Source organism: Streptomyces sp. NPDC093546, from assembly GCF_044765045.1.
Classification (GTDB): Bacteria; Actinomycetota; Actinomycetes; order Streptomycetales; family Streptomycetaceae; genus Streptomyces.
The window spans coordinates 273914-289387 of sequence record NZ_JBIWJG010000006.1; the positions used below are offsets into that span (position 1 = coordinate 273914).

The 15474-nt window shown below is 72.3% G+C and carries 14 protein-coding genes; 5 read left to right on the plus strand and 9 right to left on the minus strand.

The window, feature by feature from the left end; genetic code table 11:
• Positions 1-64: 64 nt before the first annotated feature.
• Together ACIRNI_RS16225 and ACIRNI_RS16230 are read right to left on the minus strand one after the other, a co-directional pair.
• Positions 65-1699: an ABC-F family ATP-binding cassette domain-containing protein gene (locus ACIRNI_RS16225; protein ID WP_403552052.1), complete on the minus strand. Its 1635-nt coding sequence runs from the start codon at positions 1697-1699 to the stop codon at positions 65-67.
• Between the two features lie 302 nt (positions 1700-2001).
• Positions 2002-2418, minus strand: coding sequence for an SsgA family sporulation/cell division regulator (locus ACIRNI_RS16230; RefSeq protein WP_403552053.1), 417 nt, complete (start codon positions 2416-2418; stop codon positions 2002-2004).
• A gap of 122 nt (positions 2419-2540) precedes the next feature.
• Between ACIRNI_RS16230 and ACIRNI_RS16235 the strand changes: the two genes are divergently transcribed.
• On the plus strand, positions 2541-3728 hold the full coding sequence (locus ACIRNI_RS16235; RefSeq protein ID WP_403552209.1) for a WD40/YVTN/BNR-like repeat-containing protein: 1188 nt from the start codon (positions 2541-2543) through the stop codon (positions 3726-3728).
• A gap of 10 nt (positions 3729-3738) precedes the next feature.
• On the opposite strand, the gene ACIRNI_RS16240 is transcribed toward ACIRNI_RS16235, so the two are convergent.
• Positions 3739-4038 (minus strand): YciI family protein, encoded by a 300-nt coding sequence (locus ACIRNI_RS16240; protein WP_403552054.1) that lies wholly within the window; start codon positions 4036-4038, stop codon positions 3739-3741.
• A 137-nt stretch (positions 4039-4175) separates the two neighbouring features.
• Here ACIRNI_RS16240 and ACIRNI_RS16245 point away from each other — a divergent pair, with 137 nt between their 5' ends.
• Entirely contained in the window at positions 4176-4865 is a 690-nt protein-coding gene (locus tag ACIRNI_RS16245) for an endonuclease V (protein ID WP_403552055.1), read from the plus strand.
• Positions 4866-4899: 34 nt separating this feature from the next.
• Here the strand turns inward: ACIRNI_RS16245 and ACIRNI_RS16250 are convergent, their stop codons facing one another.
• The 4 genes from ACIRNI_RS16250 to ACIRNI_RS16265 all read right to left on the minus strand — a co-directional run bounded on the left by ACIRNI_RS16250 (position 4900) and on the right by ACIRNI_RS16265 (position 9740).
• Positions 4900-6327, minus strand: a complete 1428-nt coding sequence (locus ACIRNI_RS16250; protein WP_403552056.1) for a GH1 family beta-glucosidase — start codon at positions 6325-6327, stop codon at positions 4900-4902.
• Positions 6324-7229, minus strand: a complete 906-nt coding sequence (locus ACIRNI_RS16255) for a carbohydrate ABC transporter permease (RefSeq protein WP_403552057.1) — start codon at positions 7227-7229, stop codon at positions 6324-6326. Before ACIRNI_RS16255 ends, ACIRNI_RS16250 begins: the two co-directional genes overlap by 4 nt.
• Entirely contained in the window at positions 7226-8269 is a 1044-nt protein-coding gene (locus ACIRNI_RS16260; protein WP_403552058.1) for a carbohydrate ABC transporter permease, read from the minus strand. The genes ACIRNI_RS16255 and ACIRNI_RS16260 overlap by 4 nt, the downstream gene beginning before the upstream one ends.
• Positions 8270-8414: 145 nt before the next feature.
• A complete protein-coding gene (locus ACIRNI_RS16265; protein ID WP_403552059.1) occupies positions 8415-9740 on the minus strand; it encodes an ABC transporter substrate-binding protein in 1326 nt (441 codons plus the stop codon).
• 247 nt (positions 9741-9987) lie between these two features.
• Here ACIRNI_RS16265 and ACIRNI_RS16270 point away from each other — a divergent pair, with 247 nt between their 5' ends.
• Complete coding sequence (locus ACIRNI_RS16270; RefSeq protein ID WP_403552210.1) at positions 9988-11004, plus strand: LacI family DNA-binding transcriptional regulator; 1017 nt, start codon at positions 9988-9990, stop codon at positions 11002-11004.
• Positions 11005-11074: 70 nt separating this feature from the next.
• Here ACIRNI_RS16270 and ACIRNI_RS16275 read toward each other — a convergent pair whose 3' ends face one another.
• Complete coding sequence (locus ACIRNI_RS16275; RefSeq protein ID WP_403552060.1) at positions 11075-12340, minus strand: saccharopine dehydrogenase family protein; 1266 nt, start codon at positions 12338-12340, stop codon at positions 11075-11077.
• Positions 12341-12418: 78 nt separating this feature from the next.
• Positions 12419-12946 (minus strand): hypothetical protein, encoded by a 528-nt coding sequence (locus ACIRNI_RS16280; RefSeq protein WP_403552061.1) that lies wholly within the window; start codon positions 12944-12946, stop codon positions 12419-12421.
• Positions 12947-13097: 151 nt separating this feature from the next.
• Here ACIRNI_RS16280 and ACIRNI_RS16285 point away from each other — a divergent pair, with 151 nt between their 5' ends.
• Both ACIRNI_RS16285 and ACIRNI_RS16290 read left to right on the plus strand, forming a co-directional pair.
• Positions 13098-14315, plus strand: a complete 1218-nt coding sequence (locus tag ACIRNI_RS16285) for a CaiB/BaiF CoA transferase family protein (protein ID WP_403552062.1) — start codon at positions 13098-13100, stop codon at positions 14313-14315.
• Positions 14312-15472, plus strand: coding sequence for an acyl-CoA dehydrogenase family protein (locus ACIRNI_RS16290; protein WP_403552063.1), 1161 nt, complete (start codon positions 14312-14314; stop codon positions 15470-15472). Before ACIRNI_RS16285 ends, ACIRNI_RS16290 begins: the two co-directional genes overlap by 4 nt.
• The last annotated feature ends 2 nt before the right edge of the window (positions 15473-15474 follow it).

The following is a 15474-nucleotide window of genomic DNA, read 5'->3' on the forward strand; positions in this document are numbered from 1 at the left end:
CACCAGCCAAGCCCGGCTCTGGGCATGGCTCGTCACATTCCGCTATGAGCCCTGCTCAGGTGCGTCAATCGAGTGACGGAGCCGCGGATTCCGGTGTGGTCGGACGCAGCTCGCCGTCCATCTCCAGCCACCGCGTGATGCCGATCGACTCCAGGAACGGCAGATCGTGGCTCGCCACGATCAGCGCCCCCTCGTACGCGTCGAGCGCCGCCGTCAGCTTCCGTACGCTCGCCATGTCGAGGTTGTTCGTGGGCTCGTCCAGGAGCAGCAGCTGCGGCGCCGGCTCCGCCAGCAGCAGCGCGGCGAGCGAGGCCCGGAAGCGCTCCCCGCCCGACAGCGTCCCGGCGGGCTGGTCGGCCCGCGCGCCGCGGAACAGGAAGCGCGCCAGCCGGGCCCGGATCCGGTTGGCCGTGGCCTCGGGCGCGAAGCGGGCGACGTTCTCCACCACGCTGAGCCCGTCGTCCAGCACGTCGAGCCGCTGGGGCAGGAAGCGCAGCGGAACATGCGCCACCGCCTCGCCCGACACCGGCTCGAGCTCCCCGGCGATCGTGCGCAGCAACGTCGTCTTGCCCGCGCCGTTGCGCCCGACCAGCGCGATGCGCTCCGGGCCGCGCAGCTCCCACTCGCCGCCGACCCGGGCGCCGTACCGCAGTTCCAGGTCGCGCAGGAGCAGTACGCTGCGGCCCGGCGGGACCGTGGTGTACGGCAGCTCCACGCGGATCTCGTCGTCGTCCCGCACCGCCTCCACCGCCTCGTCGAGCCGCTCCTTCGCCTCGGCGAGCTTCTGGGTGTGCAGGATGCGGTGCTTTCCGGCCGATTCCTGGGCGGCCCGCTTGCGCGCGTTCATCACGATCTTCGGCTCGCGCTTGCTGTCGAACATCTTCTGCCCGTACCGCTTGCGACGCGCCAATTTCATGTGCGCCTCCGACAGTTCCCGCTTCTGCCGCTGTACGTCGGCCTCGGCGGCCCGCACCATGCGCTCGGCCGCCTCCTGTTCGGCGGCGACGGCCTCCTCGTACGCGGAGTACGGCCCGCCGTACCAGGCCACCTCGCCGTCGCGCAGGTCGGCGATGCGGTCGACCAGCTCCAGCAGTTCGCGGTCGTGGCTGACCACGACCAGGACGCCCGACCAGGACCGGACCGCGGCGTACAGGCGGCGGCGCGCGTACAGGTCGAGGTTGTTGGTCGGCTCGTCCAGCAGCAGTACGTCGGGCCTGGCCAGCAGCAGGGCCGCCAGCCGCAGCAGGACGCACTCGCCGCCCGAGACCTCGCCGATGGTGCGGTCCAGCCCGATGTGGCCGAGGCCGAGCTGGTCGAGCAGGGCGCGGGCGCGCTCCTCGACATCCCAGTCGTCGCCGACCGCCGTGAAGTGCTCCTCGCTCGCGTCCCCCGCCTCGATGGCGTGCAGCGCGGCGCGCGTGGCGGCGATGCCGAGGGCCTGGTCGACGCGGAGGGCGGTGTCGAGGGTGGCGTTCTGTGGCAGGTAGCCGACCTCGCCGGCCACGCGGACGGTGCCGTCGGACGGGGTCAGGTCTCCGGCGATCAGCTTGAGCAGGGTCGACTTGCCGGAGCCGTTGACGCCGATCAGGCCGGTCCTGCCGGGGCCGACCGCCAGCTGGAGGCCGTCGAGGACCTCGGTGCCGTCCGGCCACGAGAAGGACAGGTCGGTGCAGGTGATGAAGGTGGGAAAGGTAGACATACGGGTCTCCCGGTTGCGTGGGTAAAGGGCTGGGGCAACGGGTGAGACACCGCGAGCGGTGGCGGTCGCTGTCGCGGGACGGCTCGTGCGGCTCGTACGGCTTGCGCAGCTCGTACGGCTCTCTGCCGAGGTCGCACACATCAGTGCGCACACCGCCAAAAGCGCGGGGTGCGACACGGTGTCTCAAGACCTCAGACGAGCAACGTCCTACTCCGATCGACGACGACAAGGGCCGGAAAGGACGCTACGCCCGGACGGCTCCGGGCGGCAACGGAATTTACGGGGGCCTGGGCAGGTGCCCGTCAGCGGGCGTCGCGCAGCAGCGCGTTCAGGTCCTCGTCGAGGTCCAGGAAGTGATGCTCGCAACCGGTGGGTACGAGGTGCTGGGCACGCTCGAGGAAGCGGCGCACCTCCGAGGTGCGTACGTGCACCATCGCGACGCCCTCCGGTGCGTGGAACTCCACGACCGTACGGTCGTAGCCGTAGGGGCGTACGCGGACGTCGCCGACGCCCGCCGGCCGGTCGACGCCCGTGGCCAGCAGTTCCCGGGAGAAGGCCCAGGCCACTTCGGTGCCCTCCAGGGTGGCGGGGGCGGGGAACGCCATCTGTACGGCGAACGGGTCCTTCCGGTCGTAGCGGAGCGTGGCCGGAACGGTCTCCATACAGGGCGCGGACGCGACCAGGCGGGCCTGCACGGCCTGCTCGATGACGGTGGACAAGGCCTGCTCCCTCACGCGTGGCTTGGGGTACGTCTCTTTACACGGGGGAGGACGATGTTTTCGGCCAAGGCGTGCATTGACGCGTTGCGTGACCTGTGTCACCGTCCCCCGCCATGATGTCCATGGGGAAGACGAGACGAACGGTGAGGCCGGGACGGAGCGGAGGGGCATCGGCGGCCGCCCTCGCCGTGGCCCTGACCGCAGCTCTGACGGCGGCCCTGACCGCCGCGCCGCCCACCGCCCGGGCACAGTCCGCCCCGGCCGAAGCCGCCCCGGCAGCCGAAGCCGTACCGGCCCGGGAAGCCCTCCAGGAAGCCGCCCAGGAGGCTCCGGTCTGGTCCCCGCGCCCGACCGGTACGGACGTACGGTTCCGGGGCCTCGCAGCCGTCAGCCGGACCGGCGCGTGGGTGGCCGGCTCCAAGGGCACGGTGCTGCGCACGGCGGACGGCGGCCACAGCTGGCGGAACGTGTCGCCGCCCGGCGCGGAGACGCTGGAGTTCCGCGACATCGAGGCGTTCGACCAGCGCCGCGCGGTGGTGCTGGCGATCGGCGAGGGCGAGGCGTCCCGGATCCTGCGCACCGACGACGGAGGCGCGACCTGGACCGAGGCCTTCCGCAACACCGACCCGCGCGCCTTCTACGACTGCGTCACCTTCCTCGACCGCCGGCACGGGCTCGCCGTGAGCGACCCGGTGGACGGCCGGTACCGCATCCTGGCGACCCGGGACGGGGGCCGGTCCTGGGGCGTCCTGCCGACCGCGGGGATGCCCGCCGCGCTGCCCGGCGAGGCGGCCTTCGCCGCGAGCGGCCAGTGCCTCGTGAGCGCGGGCCCCCGAGACGTCTGGCTGGCCACCGGAGGCGGCGCCACCGCACGCGTCCTGCACTCGTCGGACCGTGGCCTGAACTGGACCGTCGCCGACTCCGCCCTCCCCGCCGGTGACCCGGCGCGCGGCGTGTTCGCCCTCGCCTTCCGCGACCGCGCGCACGGCCTGGCGGTGGGCGGCGACTACCGGGCCGGGCAGCCGTCCCCGCAGGCCGCCGCGATCAGCCGGGACGGCGGCCGGTCCTGGCGGCAGGCGCACACCCCGCCGCCCGCCTACCGCTCCGGCGTGTCCTGGCTGCCGCACAGCCGGTCCGCCGCGCTCGCCGTCGGCCCGACGGGCACGGACCTCACCACGGACGGCGGCCACACCTGGCGCACCGTCGACCCCGGCTCGTACGACACCGTCGACTGCGCCGCCGACGGAGGATGCTGGGCGTCAGGCGAGAAGGGCCGGGTGGCGCGCCTGGAGCGGATGGCCCACCCCTAGGGGGCTAGCGTCAGGACGGCAGCTGCTGGCGGTACGCGGCGAGCTCGGGCGCGGTCTTGGTCGCGATGAACTCGGTGATGCGGTACGCGCACACCCCGCCCGTGACGAAGGGGTCGGCCGCCGTGATCTTCTCGATCCGCGCGCGGTCGTCCCCGACGGCGAGGATGACACCGCCGTCGCGGGGGTTCTTGCGACCGGAGGCGATGAACACTCCCGACGCGTAGTGCTCGTCGAGCCAGGCGACGTGGGGCTCCAGCAGCGCGTCGGCGCGCTCGACCGGTGCGGTGTAGGTCAATTCCAGTACGAACATGCGCGCCAGGCTACCCGCCCCCGCCGACACCCCCCGGAGGCTGTGGACAACCCGCCCACGACCGGGAAACCGCCCTCCACCACGTCGTCCTCCACACCCTCGCCCCCGGCGCGCGGACGCCCTAAGGTGACGTCATCATGATGATCATCCCCGTGCCCGCCGACTGGCCCGCCCACGAGACCGAAGCCCTGGCCGTCCAGGACAAACTGCGCGGCCGCGTCGTCCTCGACGAGCCGGGTCCGCCCCCGGGCACCGGCCACGTCACCGGTGTCGACGTGGCCTACGACGACGAACGCGACCTCGTCGCCGCGGCGGCCGTCGTCCTCGACGCCCGCACCCTCGACGTCGTCGAGGAGGCCACAGCGGTCGGCAGGGTCTCCTTCCCGTACGTCCCCGGCCTGCTGGCCTTCCGCGAGCTGCCCGCGGTCCTGGCCGCCCTGGACGCCCTCACCGCCGACCCGGGCACGGTGGTCTGCGACGGGTACGGCCAAGCCCACCCGCGGCGCTTCGGGCTCGCCAGCCACCTCGGCGTCCTCACCGGCCGGCCGGTCATCGGCGTCGCCAAGAACCCCTTCACCTTCACGTACGAGCAACCGGCGTCGCAGCGCGGCGCGTCCAGCCCGCTGCTCGCGGACGGCGAGGAGGTCGGCCGGGCGCTGCGTACGCAGGACGCGGTCAAGCCGGTCTTCGTCTCGGCCGGACACCGCGTCACCCTGGACAACGCCTGCGCGCACACCCTGCACCTGACGCCCCGCTACCGCATCCCCGAGACCACCCGCCGCGCCGACGCCCTGTGCCGCCGCGCCCTGAAGGAAGCGGCGGCCTGAGCCTCGGCACGGTGTGCGCGGCGACGGTCCCCGGTCACCGGCCCCTCAGGGTGCCCGTGCGGGCCACGTCGGCGTACCAGTGCGCGCTCGCCTTGGGGATGCGGCGGCCGGTGGGGTAGTCCACGTAGACCGCGCCGAAGCGCTTGCTGTAGCCGTACCCCCACTCGAAGTTGTCGAGCAGGGACCACAGGAAGTAGCCCCGGACGTCGACGCCCGCCTCGATCGCGCGGTGCACGGCCGCGAGGTGGCCGTGGAGGTAGGCGATCCGGTCCGGGTCGCGGACCTCGCCGTTCGGATCGACGTAGTCGTCGAACGCCGCGCCGTTCTCGGTGATCACGAGCGGCAGGTCCGGGAAGTCCCGCTTCAGCCGCAGCAGCAGGTCGTACATGCCGCTGGGATCGATGGCCCAGCCCATCGCGGTCGTACTGCCGGGCGGGCGGTGGAAGACCACGTCGTCGGCTCCGGGCCACGGGCTGTGCGGGCTGTTGCCGTGGCCGTCGGAGGAGTGGTCCGCCGGGGTCCCGTCGGCGACCGACACCAGGGTGGGTGTGTAGTAGTTGACGCCGAGGAAGTCGATCGGCTGCCGGATCACGGCGGTGTCCGCGTCCCGTACGAAGGACCAGTCCGTCAGCCCGGCGGTGTCCTCCAGCAGGTCCGAGGGGTACGCGCCTTCCAGTACGGGCCCGGTGAACACCCGGTTGGCGAGGGCGTCGACACGGCGTACGGCGTCCGCGTCCCCGGGGCCGTCGCCGAGGGCGCGCACATGGTGGATGTTGAGGGTGAGGGAGACGGCGGCCTCGGCCGGCAGGGCCGCGCGCAGTGCCTGAACCGCCTTGCCGTGCCCCAGGTTGAGGTGGTGGGCGGCACGCAACGCGGCGACGGGGTCGGTGCGTCCGGGCGCGTGGACCCCCGAGGCGTAACCGAGGAAGGCGCTGCACCAGGGCTCGTTGAGGGTGATCCAGGTGCGTACGCGGTCGCCGAGCGCCTCGGCGGCGAGCTCCGCGTACGCGGCGAACCGGTCGGCGGTGGACCGCTCGGGCCAGCCGCCCGCGTCCTCCAGCTCCTGCGGCAGGTCCCAGTGGTAGAGGGTGACGACCGGCTGGATGCCCTTCTCCAGCAGCTCGTCGGTCAGCCGCCGGTAGAAGTCCAGCCCCTTCTGAGCGGCGGGGCCGCGCCCGGTCGGCTGGACGCGGGGCCAGGACAGGGAGAACCGGTAGGCGCCCACACCGAGGTCGGCCATGAGGGCGACGTCCTCGCGCCAGCGGTGGTAGTGGCCGGTGGCGATGTCCCCGGTGTCGCCGTTGCGCACCTTGCCCGGCGTGCGCGCGTAGGTGTCCCAGATGGACGGGGTCCGCCCGTCCAGGTCCGCCGCGCCCTCGATCTGGTACGCGGCGGTGGCCGTACCCCACGTGAACCCGGGAGGGAAGGTGAGATCGGCGGGGGAAGGAGGGCGCGTGCTCATCCCTTGACCGCCCCCTGCATGATCCCGCCGACGATCTGGCGGCCGAAGACGACGAACATCGCGAGCAGCGGCAGCGTTCCGAGCAGGGCGCCCGCCATGATGAGCGACTGGTCGCGGACGTACCCGGCGCTGAGCTGCGTCAGCGCGACGGGCACGGTCGGATTGGTCATGTCCAGCGCGATGAACGGCCAGAAGAAGTCGTTCCACGCGTGCACGAAGGTGATCATGAACAGCACCGCCATCGCCGGCCGGGCCACCGGAAGGACGATGCTCCAGAAGATCCGCAGCGAGTGGGCACCGTCGATCCGCCCCGCCTCCACCAGCTCGTCGGGCAGCGCCTCCGCCAGGTACTGCCGCATGAAGAAGACGCCGACGGCGCTCACCAGGGTGGGGAAGATGACGGCGGGCAGCTTCTGCCCCCAGCCCAGCTCGCTCATCATCATGAACAGCGGTACGACGCCGAGCTGCGGCGGAACCAGCATCGTCCCGATGACGAGCGTGAGCAGCGCGTTGCGCCCCGAGAAGCGCAGCTTGGCGAAGGCGAAGCCCGCCAGGGTGGCGAACAGCACGGTCGACAGGGCGATCACACCGGCCACGATGAGGCTGTTGGCCATGGCCCTCCCCAGGGCCGCTTCGGTCCACGCCTTGGCGAGGTTGTCGAGGAGGTGCGGGCCCGGCAGGAAGGGTGGCGGAGTCTGCGTCACCCGGGTGTTGTCGCTGGAAGCCGCCACCATCGTCCAGTACAGGGGGAAGAGCGACGCGACCGCGGCGACGGTGAGCAGCAGGTAGGTGACCGGGCCCGCGTGGTGCTGGCGCCCGGCCGCGGGGCGCAGCGAGAGCCGACGCGCTTGTGGCGCTCCGCGACGCCCGGCAGGGGGCGGGAGGCTGTCGATGGTGGTCATGGCCGGCGGCTCCTGATCAGGTGCGTGCGTGAGGTGAGGCGCGTGGCGACGCGCTGCAGGACGAAGACGAGGATCAGCAGCAGGAACATCGCCCAGGCGACGGTGGCCGCTCGCCCCATCTGGTAGTTCTTCCAGCCCTCCTCGTACAGCAGCAGCCCGAGGGTCTGGTACTGGTTGTCGGCTCCTCCGGTGACACCGTTGGGGCCCTGGCCGAAGATCAGCGGTTCACCGAAGAGCTGGGTGGCGCCGATCGTGGAGAGCACGATCGTGAAGACGACGGTGGGGCGGATGCCGGGGACGGTGACCGTACGGAACTGCTGCCAGCGCGAGGCGCCGTCGATGGCGGCGGCCTCGTACCGGTCGCGCGGGATGGCCTGCATCGCCGCCAGGTAGAGCAGGGCGTTGTAGCCGGTCCAGCGCCAGATGACGATCGTCGAGATGGCGATCTGGGCGGCCCACTTGTCGTTCTCCCAGTCGAGGGCGTCGAAGCCGACCAGACCCAGTGCCCAGTTGATCACGCCGAAGTCCCGCTCGAACAGCATCGTGAAGACCAGGGCCGCGGCGCCCACGGACGTCGCGTACGGCGTGAGGGCGGCCACCCGGAAGAAGGCCGAGCCGCGCAGGCGGTAGTTCAGCAGGTGGGCGAGGCCCAGGGCCATCAGCAGCTGGGGGACCGTCGAGAGGACCCCGATGGTGAAGGTGTTGGCCAGCGCGTTCCAGAAGTGCGCGTCGCTCCAGAGCGCCGTGTAGTTGTCGAACGCCACCCACTCCCTCAGGTCCATGGTCGCCAGCTCCACGCGGTGCAGCGATATCCAGGCGGTGTGGACGAGCGGGTAGAAGCCGAAGGCGGCGAAGACGACGAAGAACGGGGCGACGAAGGCGTACGGCGCGCCCCTGACGTCCAGCCGGTGCAGCAGCGTACGGCGCCGGGGGCGCGCCGCCTGACCGCGCCTGTGGTGCTTGTGGTGCCGCGCAGGGGCAGGGCCGGACGCGCCGTCCGCGGGCGCGCCCGTACGGGGTGTCGGAGGGGAAGCGGCCACCGGGAGAGATCCTTTGTGAGACGTGTGCGAGGCGGGCTGTCGGGCGGACTGTCGCGGGCTGCCGCGGGCTGCAGGCCGGCCGGCGACCCGCCCCGGTGGCCGTCCCTCTTCGGCGGTCACCGGGGCGGGCGCGTGCCGGACCGTCTCAGCCGGCGGCCTTCTCGACGCGGTCGACCGTGGTCCGCCACGCCTCGTCGGGGCTCTTGTCCTGCGACTCGATCAGCGTCAGCCCCTGCGAGAAGAGGTCCTTGATCGTGCCGTCCTTGCGGCCGAGGACCTGCTCGTCCGGGATCTCCTGCGCCGCGGCGCCGAAGATCCGGCCGATGGGCGCGCCGCTGAAGTACTCCGACGTGGCGTCCGCCACGCCGGGCGCCTTCAGGGCCTGCTGCGAGGAGGGGAAGTTGCCGAGCTTCTGGAAGAGGTACTCCTGCTGTTCCGGCGCGGTGAGCCAGGCGACCAGCTTCCTGGCCTCCTCCTTGACCGGGCTCCGCTCCACGACGCCGAGGAAGGAACCGCCCCAGTTCGCGCCCTTGGGAGCCTTGGCCACGTCCCACTTGCCCTTGTTCCCGGGACCCGCCTTCTCGCTGATGTGGGCGAGCATCCAGGCGGGGCACACGGTGGTCGCGAAGGTGCTGTTGGCCAGTCCGGGGTCCCAGCCGGGCTGGAACTGGCGGAGCTTGGCGGTCAGTCCGGACCTTGCGGCCTTCGCAGCGAGCGTCCAGGCCTCCTTGACCACCGGGTTGTCCTCGTGGATCAGGTTCCCCTGCTTGTCGTAGAACTGCTCGGAGCTGCCGTAGATCATCGCGTTGAACAGGCCGCTGGCGCTGTCCATGAAGGCGACGCCGTCACCCTTGAAGCCCGCCTTGAACCGGTCGCCGGCGGCGGCGAACTTCGACCAGTCGCCCTCCCAGAGGCGGGCCACCTCCTCGCGGTCGGTCGGCAGTCCGGCCCGCTGGAAGAGGTCCTTGCGGTAGCAGACGGCCATGGGGCCGATGTCGGTGCCGAGCCCGATGACCTTGCCGTCCTTGGTGGAGACCTGGTTGAGCTTCCACGGCAGGAAGTGGTCCTTGCCCGGGGTGCCGGACAGGTCGGCGAACTTGTCGGCCTGCGTGTCGACGAGCTCCTTCGCCCGTCCGATCTCTATGCCCTGGATGTCCTTCAGGCCGCTGCCCGCCGCCAGGTGCGTCTGCAGGGCGGTGTAGTAGGTCTGCTCGTCACCGGCGACCTCCGCCTTGATGCGGACGTTCGGGTTCTCCTTCATGTAGCGCTCCAGGAGATCGGTCTCCTTGAAGCCCATGACGCCGAACAGGCCCATGGTGATGGTGACCTTGCCGTTCTCGACGCCCCCGCCGGTGCCGCCCCCGCCGCCGCCGTCCCCGCACCCGGCGATCAGGGCGAGCGCGGCAGCGGTGGAGACTGCCACAAGTCTTGTACGCAGCCTTGTACGCAGCGGTCTGGAAACCCTCGTCATCTGGACCCTCCCGGCGGGGCGGCACGCCGGGACCTGGGGGCCCGGTGGTGCACTCAACGGCTCTGTCGCAGGCGATGGGTACGTTCCCACTCGGCGGTGGGAGCGTTCCCATGAAGATGGTCCGAAGACTGTCCGCCCGCTGTGCTCCTGTCAAGAAGTTGAACGCGCCGGATCCTGTCAACGGCCCTGGCACAATGCGCTGATGAACGGCGCGCGGTCCGTGTGCCGGGGCGGGGGAGGGAAGGCCATGGGGCGCGGACGGCGACCGACCATCAAGACCGTGGCGGCGCGCGCCGGTGTCGGGCGCACCACCGTGTCACGGGTCATCAACGGCTCGGAGCTCGTCAGCGACCGGACCAGGGAGGCCGTCCTGGCGGCCATCGCCGAGCTCGACTACGTGCCGAACTCCGTCGCCCGCGGCCTGGTCACCAGCAGGACCAACTCCATCGCGCTGGTGATCCCGGAACCGGAGGCCCGGCTCGGATCGGAGCCTTACTTCTCGGCCGTCATCCGCGGGGTCAGCGGCGGGCTCGCCGACACCGGTACGCAGTTGCAGCTGATCCTCGTACGCGACAAGGGCGAACGCGACCGGCTCACCGACTCCGTCGCGGAGCGGCGGGTGGACGGCGTGCTCCTGGTCTCCGTGCACGAGCACGATCCCCTGCCGGCGCTGCTGGAGGACATGGGACTGCCGACGGTGCTCGCCGGACGCCGCTCGGCCCGGGAGCCGCTCAGTCATGTGCACTCCGACAACGTGGGCGGAGCGGGCGCGGCCGTCCGCCACCTGCTGGAGCGGGGCCGCACGACGATCGCCACGATCGCGGGGCCGCAGGACATGGAGGTCGGCCGCGGCAGGCTGCAGGGCTGGTGGGAGGCGTTGTACGCGGCCGGCCGGCCGGCCGACGAACGGCTGGTGGCCGTCGCCGACTTCACCGAGGAGGGTGGGCGCGAGGCGGTGCGTTCGCTTCTCGAACGCGTCCCGGAGCTGGACGCCCTCTTCGTGGCCTCCGACGTCATGGCGGCGGGCGCCCTGATGGAGCTGCGCCGGCACGGGCGCCGCGTTCCGGACGACGTGGCCGTGGTCGGTTTCGACGACTCGCTCCTCGCCCGGCACACCAGCCCGCCGCTGACGACGGTACGCCAGCCCGTCGAGGAGATCGGCACGAGGATCGCCCGGATCCTGCTGCGGGAGATCGCCGACCCGGACGCGCCCCGGCAGCGCCTCACCCTCCCCACGGAACTGGTGGTACGCGAGTCGTCGTAGCGCCTGGGTGGGCCGGCCCGACGCGCGCCCGGGGCGGGCGGTCCGCCCCGGGCGCGCGCTCGTGGCGGCGTCAGCGTGTAGCGGCCACCCGGAAGACGATGCCCGCCGCCCGCAGCCGGTCCAGCAGCGCGTCGCCCATCGCGACGGCCGTCGTGACCTGGCCGGCGGTCTTCGGCAGCGGGTCGAAGGCGAGGCAGAGTGCCGACTCGGCGAGCATCTTCGCCGTCTCGTCGTAGCCCGGATCGCCGCCCGCCACCTCGGTGAAGACCCGCCGTCCGCCGCCCTCGCCGACGAACCGCACGCTGAACCAGCTGCGCGCCCGCCGCTCCGCGTCCGGGCCGCTCCCCGGTTCGTAACGCTCCATCAGCCACCGCCGCACGGCGGGCACCTGGGCGAGGGCGACGCCCGCGCCGACGGCCGCCGCTCCACCGAGCGCCATGGGGAGGGTGCGGACGGCCGCGTAGTGGCGGTAGCGGAAGTCGGGCCCGTACCGGGGGAGTGCCGCCGCCGAACGCTGCACGATCCGCGGGTCCAGGGTGGGCAGGGGCAGCGCCCACGCCCCGGTCTCGCGGCTGAACCGGGGCCCGGTCAGCGGAGCCCGGGCCCGCCGCCCCACCAGCCGCGGCTCGTGCATCCGCCGCTCGCGCGCCGCCCTGAGCATCTGGCGCCCGCGGCCCATCGCGGTGAGCGCGGAGGCGAAGGTTCCGCCGGAGAACACGGCGTTCGTGCGGACGAAGCCGTCGACGCGCAGCGGCACGTCCCGCGGCAGCTGCCGGACCGTGAAGTAGACGCCGAGGTCGTACGGCACCGAGTCGAAGCCGCACGCGTGCACGAGACGGGCCCCGGTCTCGCGGGCCCGCGTGTCATGGCGCACGTACATCAGGTCCGTGAACTCCGGCTCCCCGGTCAGGTCCACGTAGTCCGTGCCGGCCTCGGCGCAGGCGGCGACCAGGGGCTCGCCGTACCAGATGTACGGTCCGACGGTGGTGGCCACGACCCGGGCGGACTCGGCGAGCTCGCGCAGGGAGCCGGGGTCGGCGGCGTCGGCGTGCAGCAGCGGCAGCTCGGCGCAGGCGGGGTTCTCGGCGGCGAGCCGCTCGCGCAGCCGCTCCAGCTTGTCCCGGCTGCGCCCGGCGAGCGCCCAGCGGCAGTGCGCGGGCGCGTGCCTGGCCAGGTAGCGGGCGGTCAGCTCCCCTGCGAAGCCGGTGGCCCCGAAGAGCACGACGTCGTAGGGCCGCGCCTCCCGGTCCGGTGCCTCCTGTGCCCGCGCCCCTTGCGTGCGAGCCTCCTGCGCGCCAGCCCCCTGCGCCCGTTCCGTGCTGTCCCGTCTGTCCATCCAGCCCTCCGCATCCCAGGAGCCCCACGCGTGCAGTGCGTGCGGAGCTGTTGTCGGTGGCAGAGGCTAGCGTGGGTGTCAGCGGTAATCGTCCGGGTGGTCCTGCATCCAGACGTTGATGCGGTCGCGGGTGCCGATCAGCTCGCTCTGGTGCTTCTTGAGGTTGTCGAACGAGGTGTCGCCCTTGAGGGAGGTGCGCAGCGCGGCGATCCACGCGATGGGCTCGGGGAAGTGGCCGGGGCCCTTGGGGTCCGCCTTCATGGCGCGGTCCAGGCCGTCGAGCTCTTCGTGGACGCGGGTGAGGAAGTAGGAGCAGTTGTCCGGGGTGCAGCTGTCGCCGAGCGTGGCCTGGAGCCCGGCGAAGGCGTCACGCACCTTCTCCGGACCGGGGTCGGAGGTCTCCGGCGCGGGGTCCGCCTCCTGGGTGCCGTCCTGCAGGGTGTCACCCTCCTGGGTCGCCGCACCGTGCGTCGGTGCCGTCGCGGCCGTGGCCGTGCTCGTCGCCCGGGCCCCGGCCGGGTCGTCGCCGCCGCCGGAGCAGGAGATCAGCAGGGCTGCCATGGGCGCGGCGAGCAGGGCGAGGGGCCGACGGCCGGATATACGCATGTCGCGACCCTAGCAAGCAAGTTCGGCCGGATTCGGGCGCGGTCGCTCCGCTCCCGGAGGCGGAGTTGTCCACAGGTCTTGTGCGCAGTGAAACGTGTTCTTAGCATCAGTGCTGTTACAGCAGTTGTGTCACACCATGCTGGGGGTTCGAATGGCAGCGACAGGCACCGGCCCGCTCGCCGGGGTGCGCGTGGTCGAGCTGGCGGGCATCGGCCCCGGCCCGTTCGCCGCCATGCTCCTGGCCGACCTCGGCGCCGACGTCGTACGCGTCGACCGGCCCGGCGGCGCGGGGCTCGCCATCGACCCGGCGTACGACCTCACCAACCGCAACAAGCGTTCGGTCCTCATCGACCTCAAGGCCGACGGCGCGCCGGAGCGGGTGCTCGACCTCGTCGAGCGCGCCGACGTCCTCATCGAGGGCTACCGCCCCGGCGTCGCCGAACGGCTCGGCATCGGCCCCGAGCCGTGCCTGGCCCGCAATCCGAAGCTGGTGTACGGGCGGATGACCGGCTGGGGCCAGGAAGGCCCGCTCGCCCAGCGCGCCGGGCACGACATCTCCTACATCGCCATCACCGGCGCGCTCTCCATGATCGGCAAGGGCGACGAGCCGCCGACCGTGCCCGCCAACCTCCTCGGGGACTACGCGGGCGGCGCCCTCTACCTGGTCGTGGGCGTGCTCGCCGCGCTCCACCACGCGCGCGGGGAGGGCGGCGGCGGGCAGGTCGTCGACGCGGCGATCACCGACGGGACCGCCCACCTCGCCACGATGATCCACGGCATGATGGCGGCCGGCGGCTGGCAGGACCGGCGCGGCGCCAACCTGCTCGACGGCGGCTGCCCCTTCTACGGCACCTACGAGACCGCCGACGGCCGGTACATGGCGGTCGGCGCGCTGGAGCAGCGGTTCTACGACGAGTTCACCGCGCTCCTCGGCATCGAGGACACCGCACCCGCCCGCAAGGACTTCGCCCGCTGGGACGAGCTGCGCGCCGCCGTGGCCCGGCGCTTCAAGGAGAAGTCCCGCGCCGAGTGGACCGCCGTCTTCGAAGGTTCCGACGCCTGCGTCGCCCCCGTCCTCTCGCTGCGCGAGGCGCCCGCGCACCCGCACCTCGCCGCCCGGTCCACCTTCACCGTCCACGGCGGCATCACCCAGCCCGCACCCGCGCCCCGCTTCTCCGCCACGCCCGGGGCCGTGCGCCGCCCGCCCGCCCAGCCGGGCGCCGACACGGACGAGATCGCCCGCGACTGGGGCGTACCGAGCATCCGTACCACCGGATCGGACCAGGCCGCCGACCCACACCAGGCCACCGAATCCGACCAGGCCACCGACTCCGACGGCTCCGACGACGACAACAGGGGGACCGGGTGAAACGCCGGATCTTCAGTGCCGAGCACGACGCCTTCCGCGAGACCGTCCGCACCTTCCTCGCCAAGGAGGTCCTCCCGCACTACGAGCAGTGGGAGAAGGACGGCATCGTCGCGCGCGACGCCTGGCGCGCGGCCGGCCGGCAGGGCCTGCTGGGCCTCGCCGTGCCCGAGGAGTACGGAGGCGGCGGGACCACCGACTTCCGCTACAGCGCCGTCCTCGCCGAGGAGTTCACCCGGGCCGGCACGCCCGGCTTCGCGATCGGCCTGCACAACGACATCATCGGCCCCTACCTCACCGGGCTGGCCACCGAGGAGCAGAAGCGGCGCTGGCTGCCCGGCTTCTGCACCGGCGAGACCATCACCGCCATCGCCATGACCGAGCCCGGCGCCGGATCCGACCTCCAGGCCATCCGCACCACCGCCGAGGACAAGGGCGACCACTGGCTGCTCAACGGCTCCAAGACCTTCATCTCCAACGGCATCCTCGCCGACCTCGTCATCGTCGTCGCCAGGACCACCCCCGAGGGCGGCGCGCACGGGCTGTCCCTGCTGGTCGTCGAGCGCGGCACGGAGGGCTTCGAGCGCGGCCGCAACCTCGACAAGATCGGCCAGAAGTCCCAGGACACCGCCGAGCTGTTCTTCCACGACGTACGCGTCCCCAAGGAGAACCTGCTCGGCGAGTTCAACGGCGCCTTCGTCCACCTGATGACCAACCTCGCGCAGGAGCGGATGGCGATAGCGGTCGCCGGCATCGCCGCCGCCGAGCACCTGCTGGAGATCACCACGCGGTACGTCAGGGAGCGCGAGGCGTTCGGGCGGCCGCTCGCCAAGCTCCAGCACATCCGCTTCGAGATCGCGGAGATGGCCACCGAGTGCGCCGTCACCCGCACCTTCCTGGACCGCTGCATCGTCGACCACGCCGACGGGGAGCTGGACGCCGTCCACGCCTCGATGGCCAAATGGTGGGCCACCGAGCTGCAGAAGCGGGTCGCCGACCGCTGCCTCCAGCTGCACGGCGGCTACGGCTACATGGCCGAGTACCCGGTGGCCAGAGCCTTCACGGACGGCCGCATCCAGACGATCTACGGCGGCACGACCGAGATCATGAAGGAGATCATCGGCCGTTCCCTGCTCGACCACCCCTCCCGAAAGGCCTGACC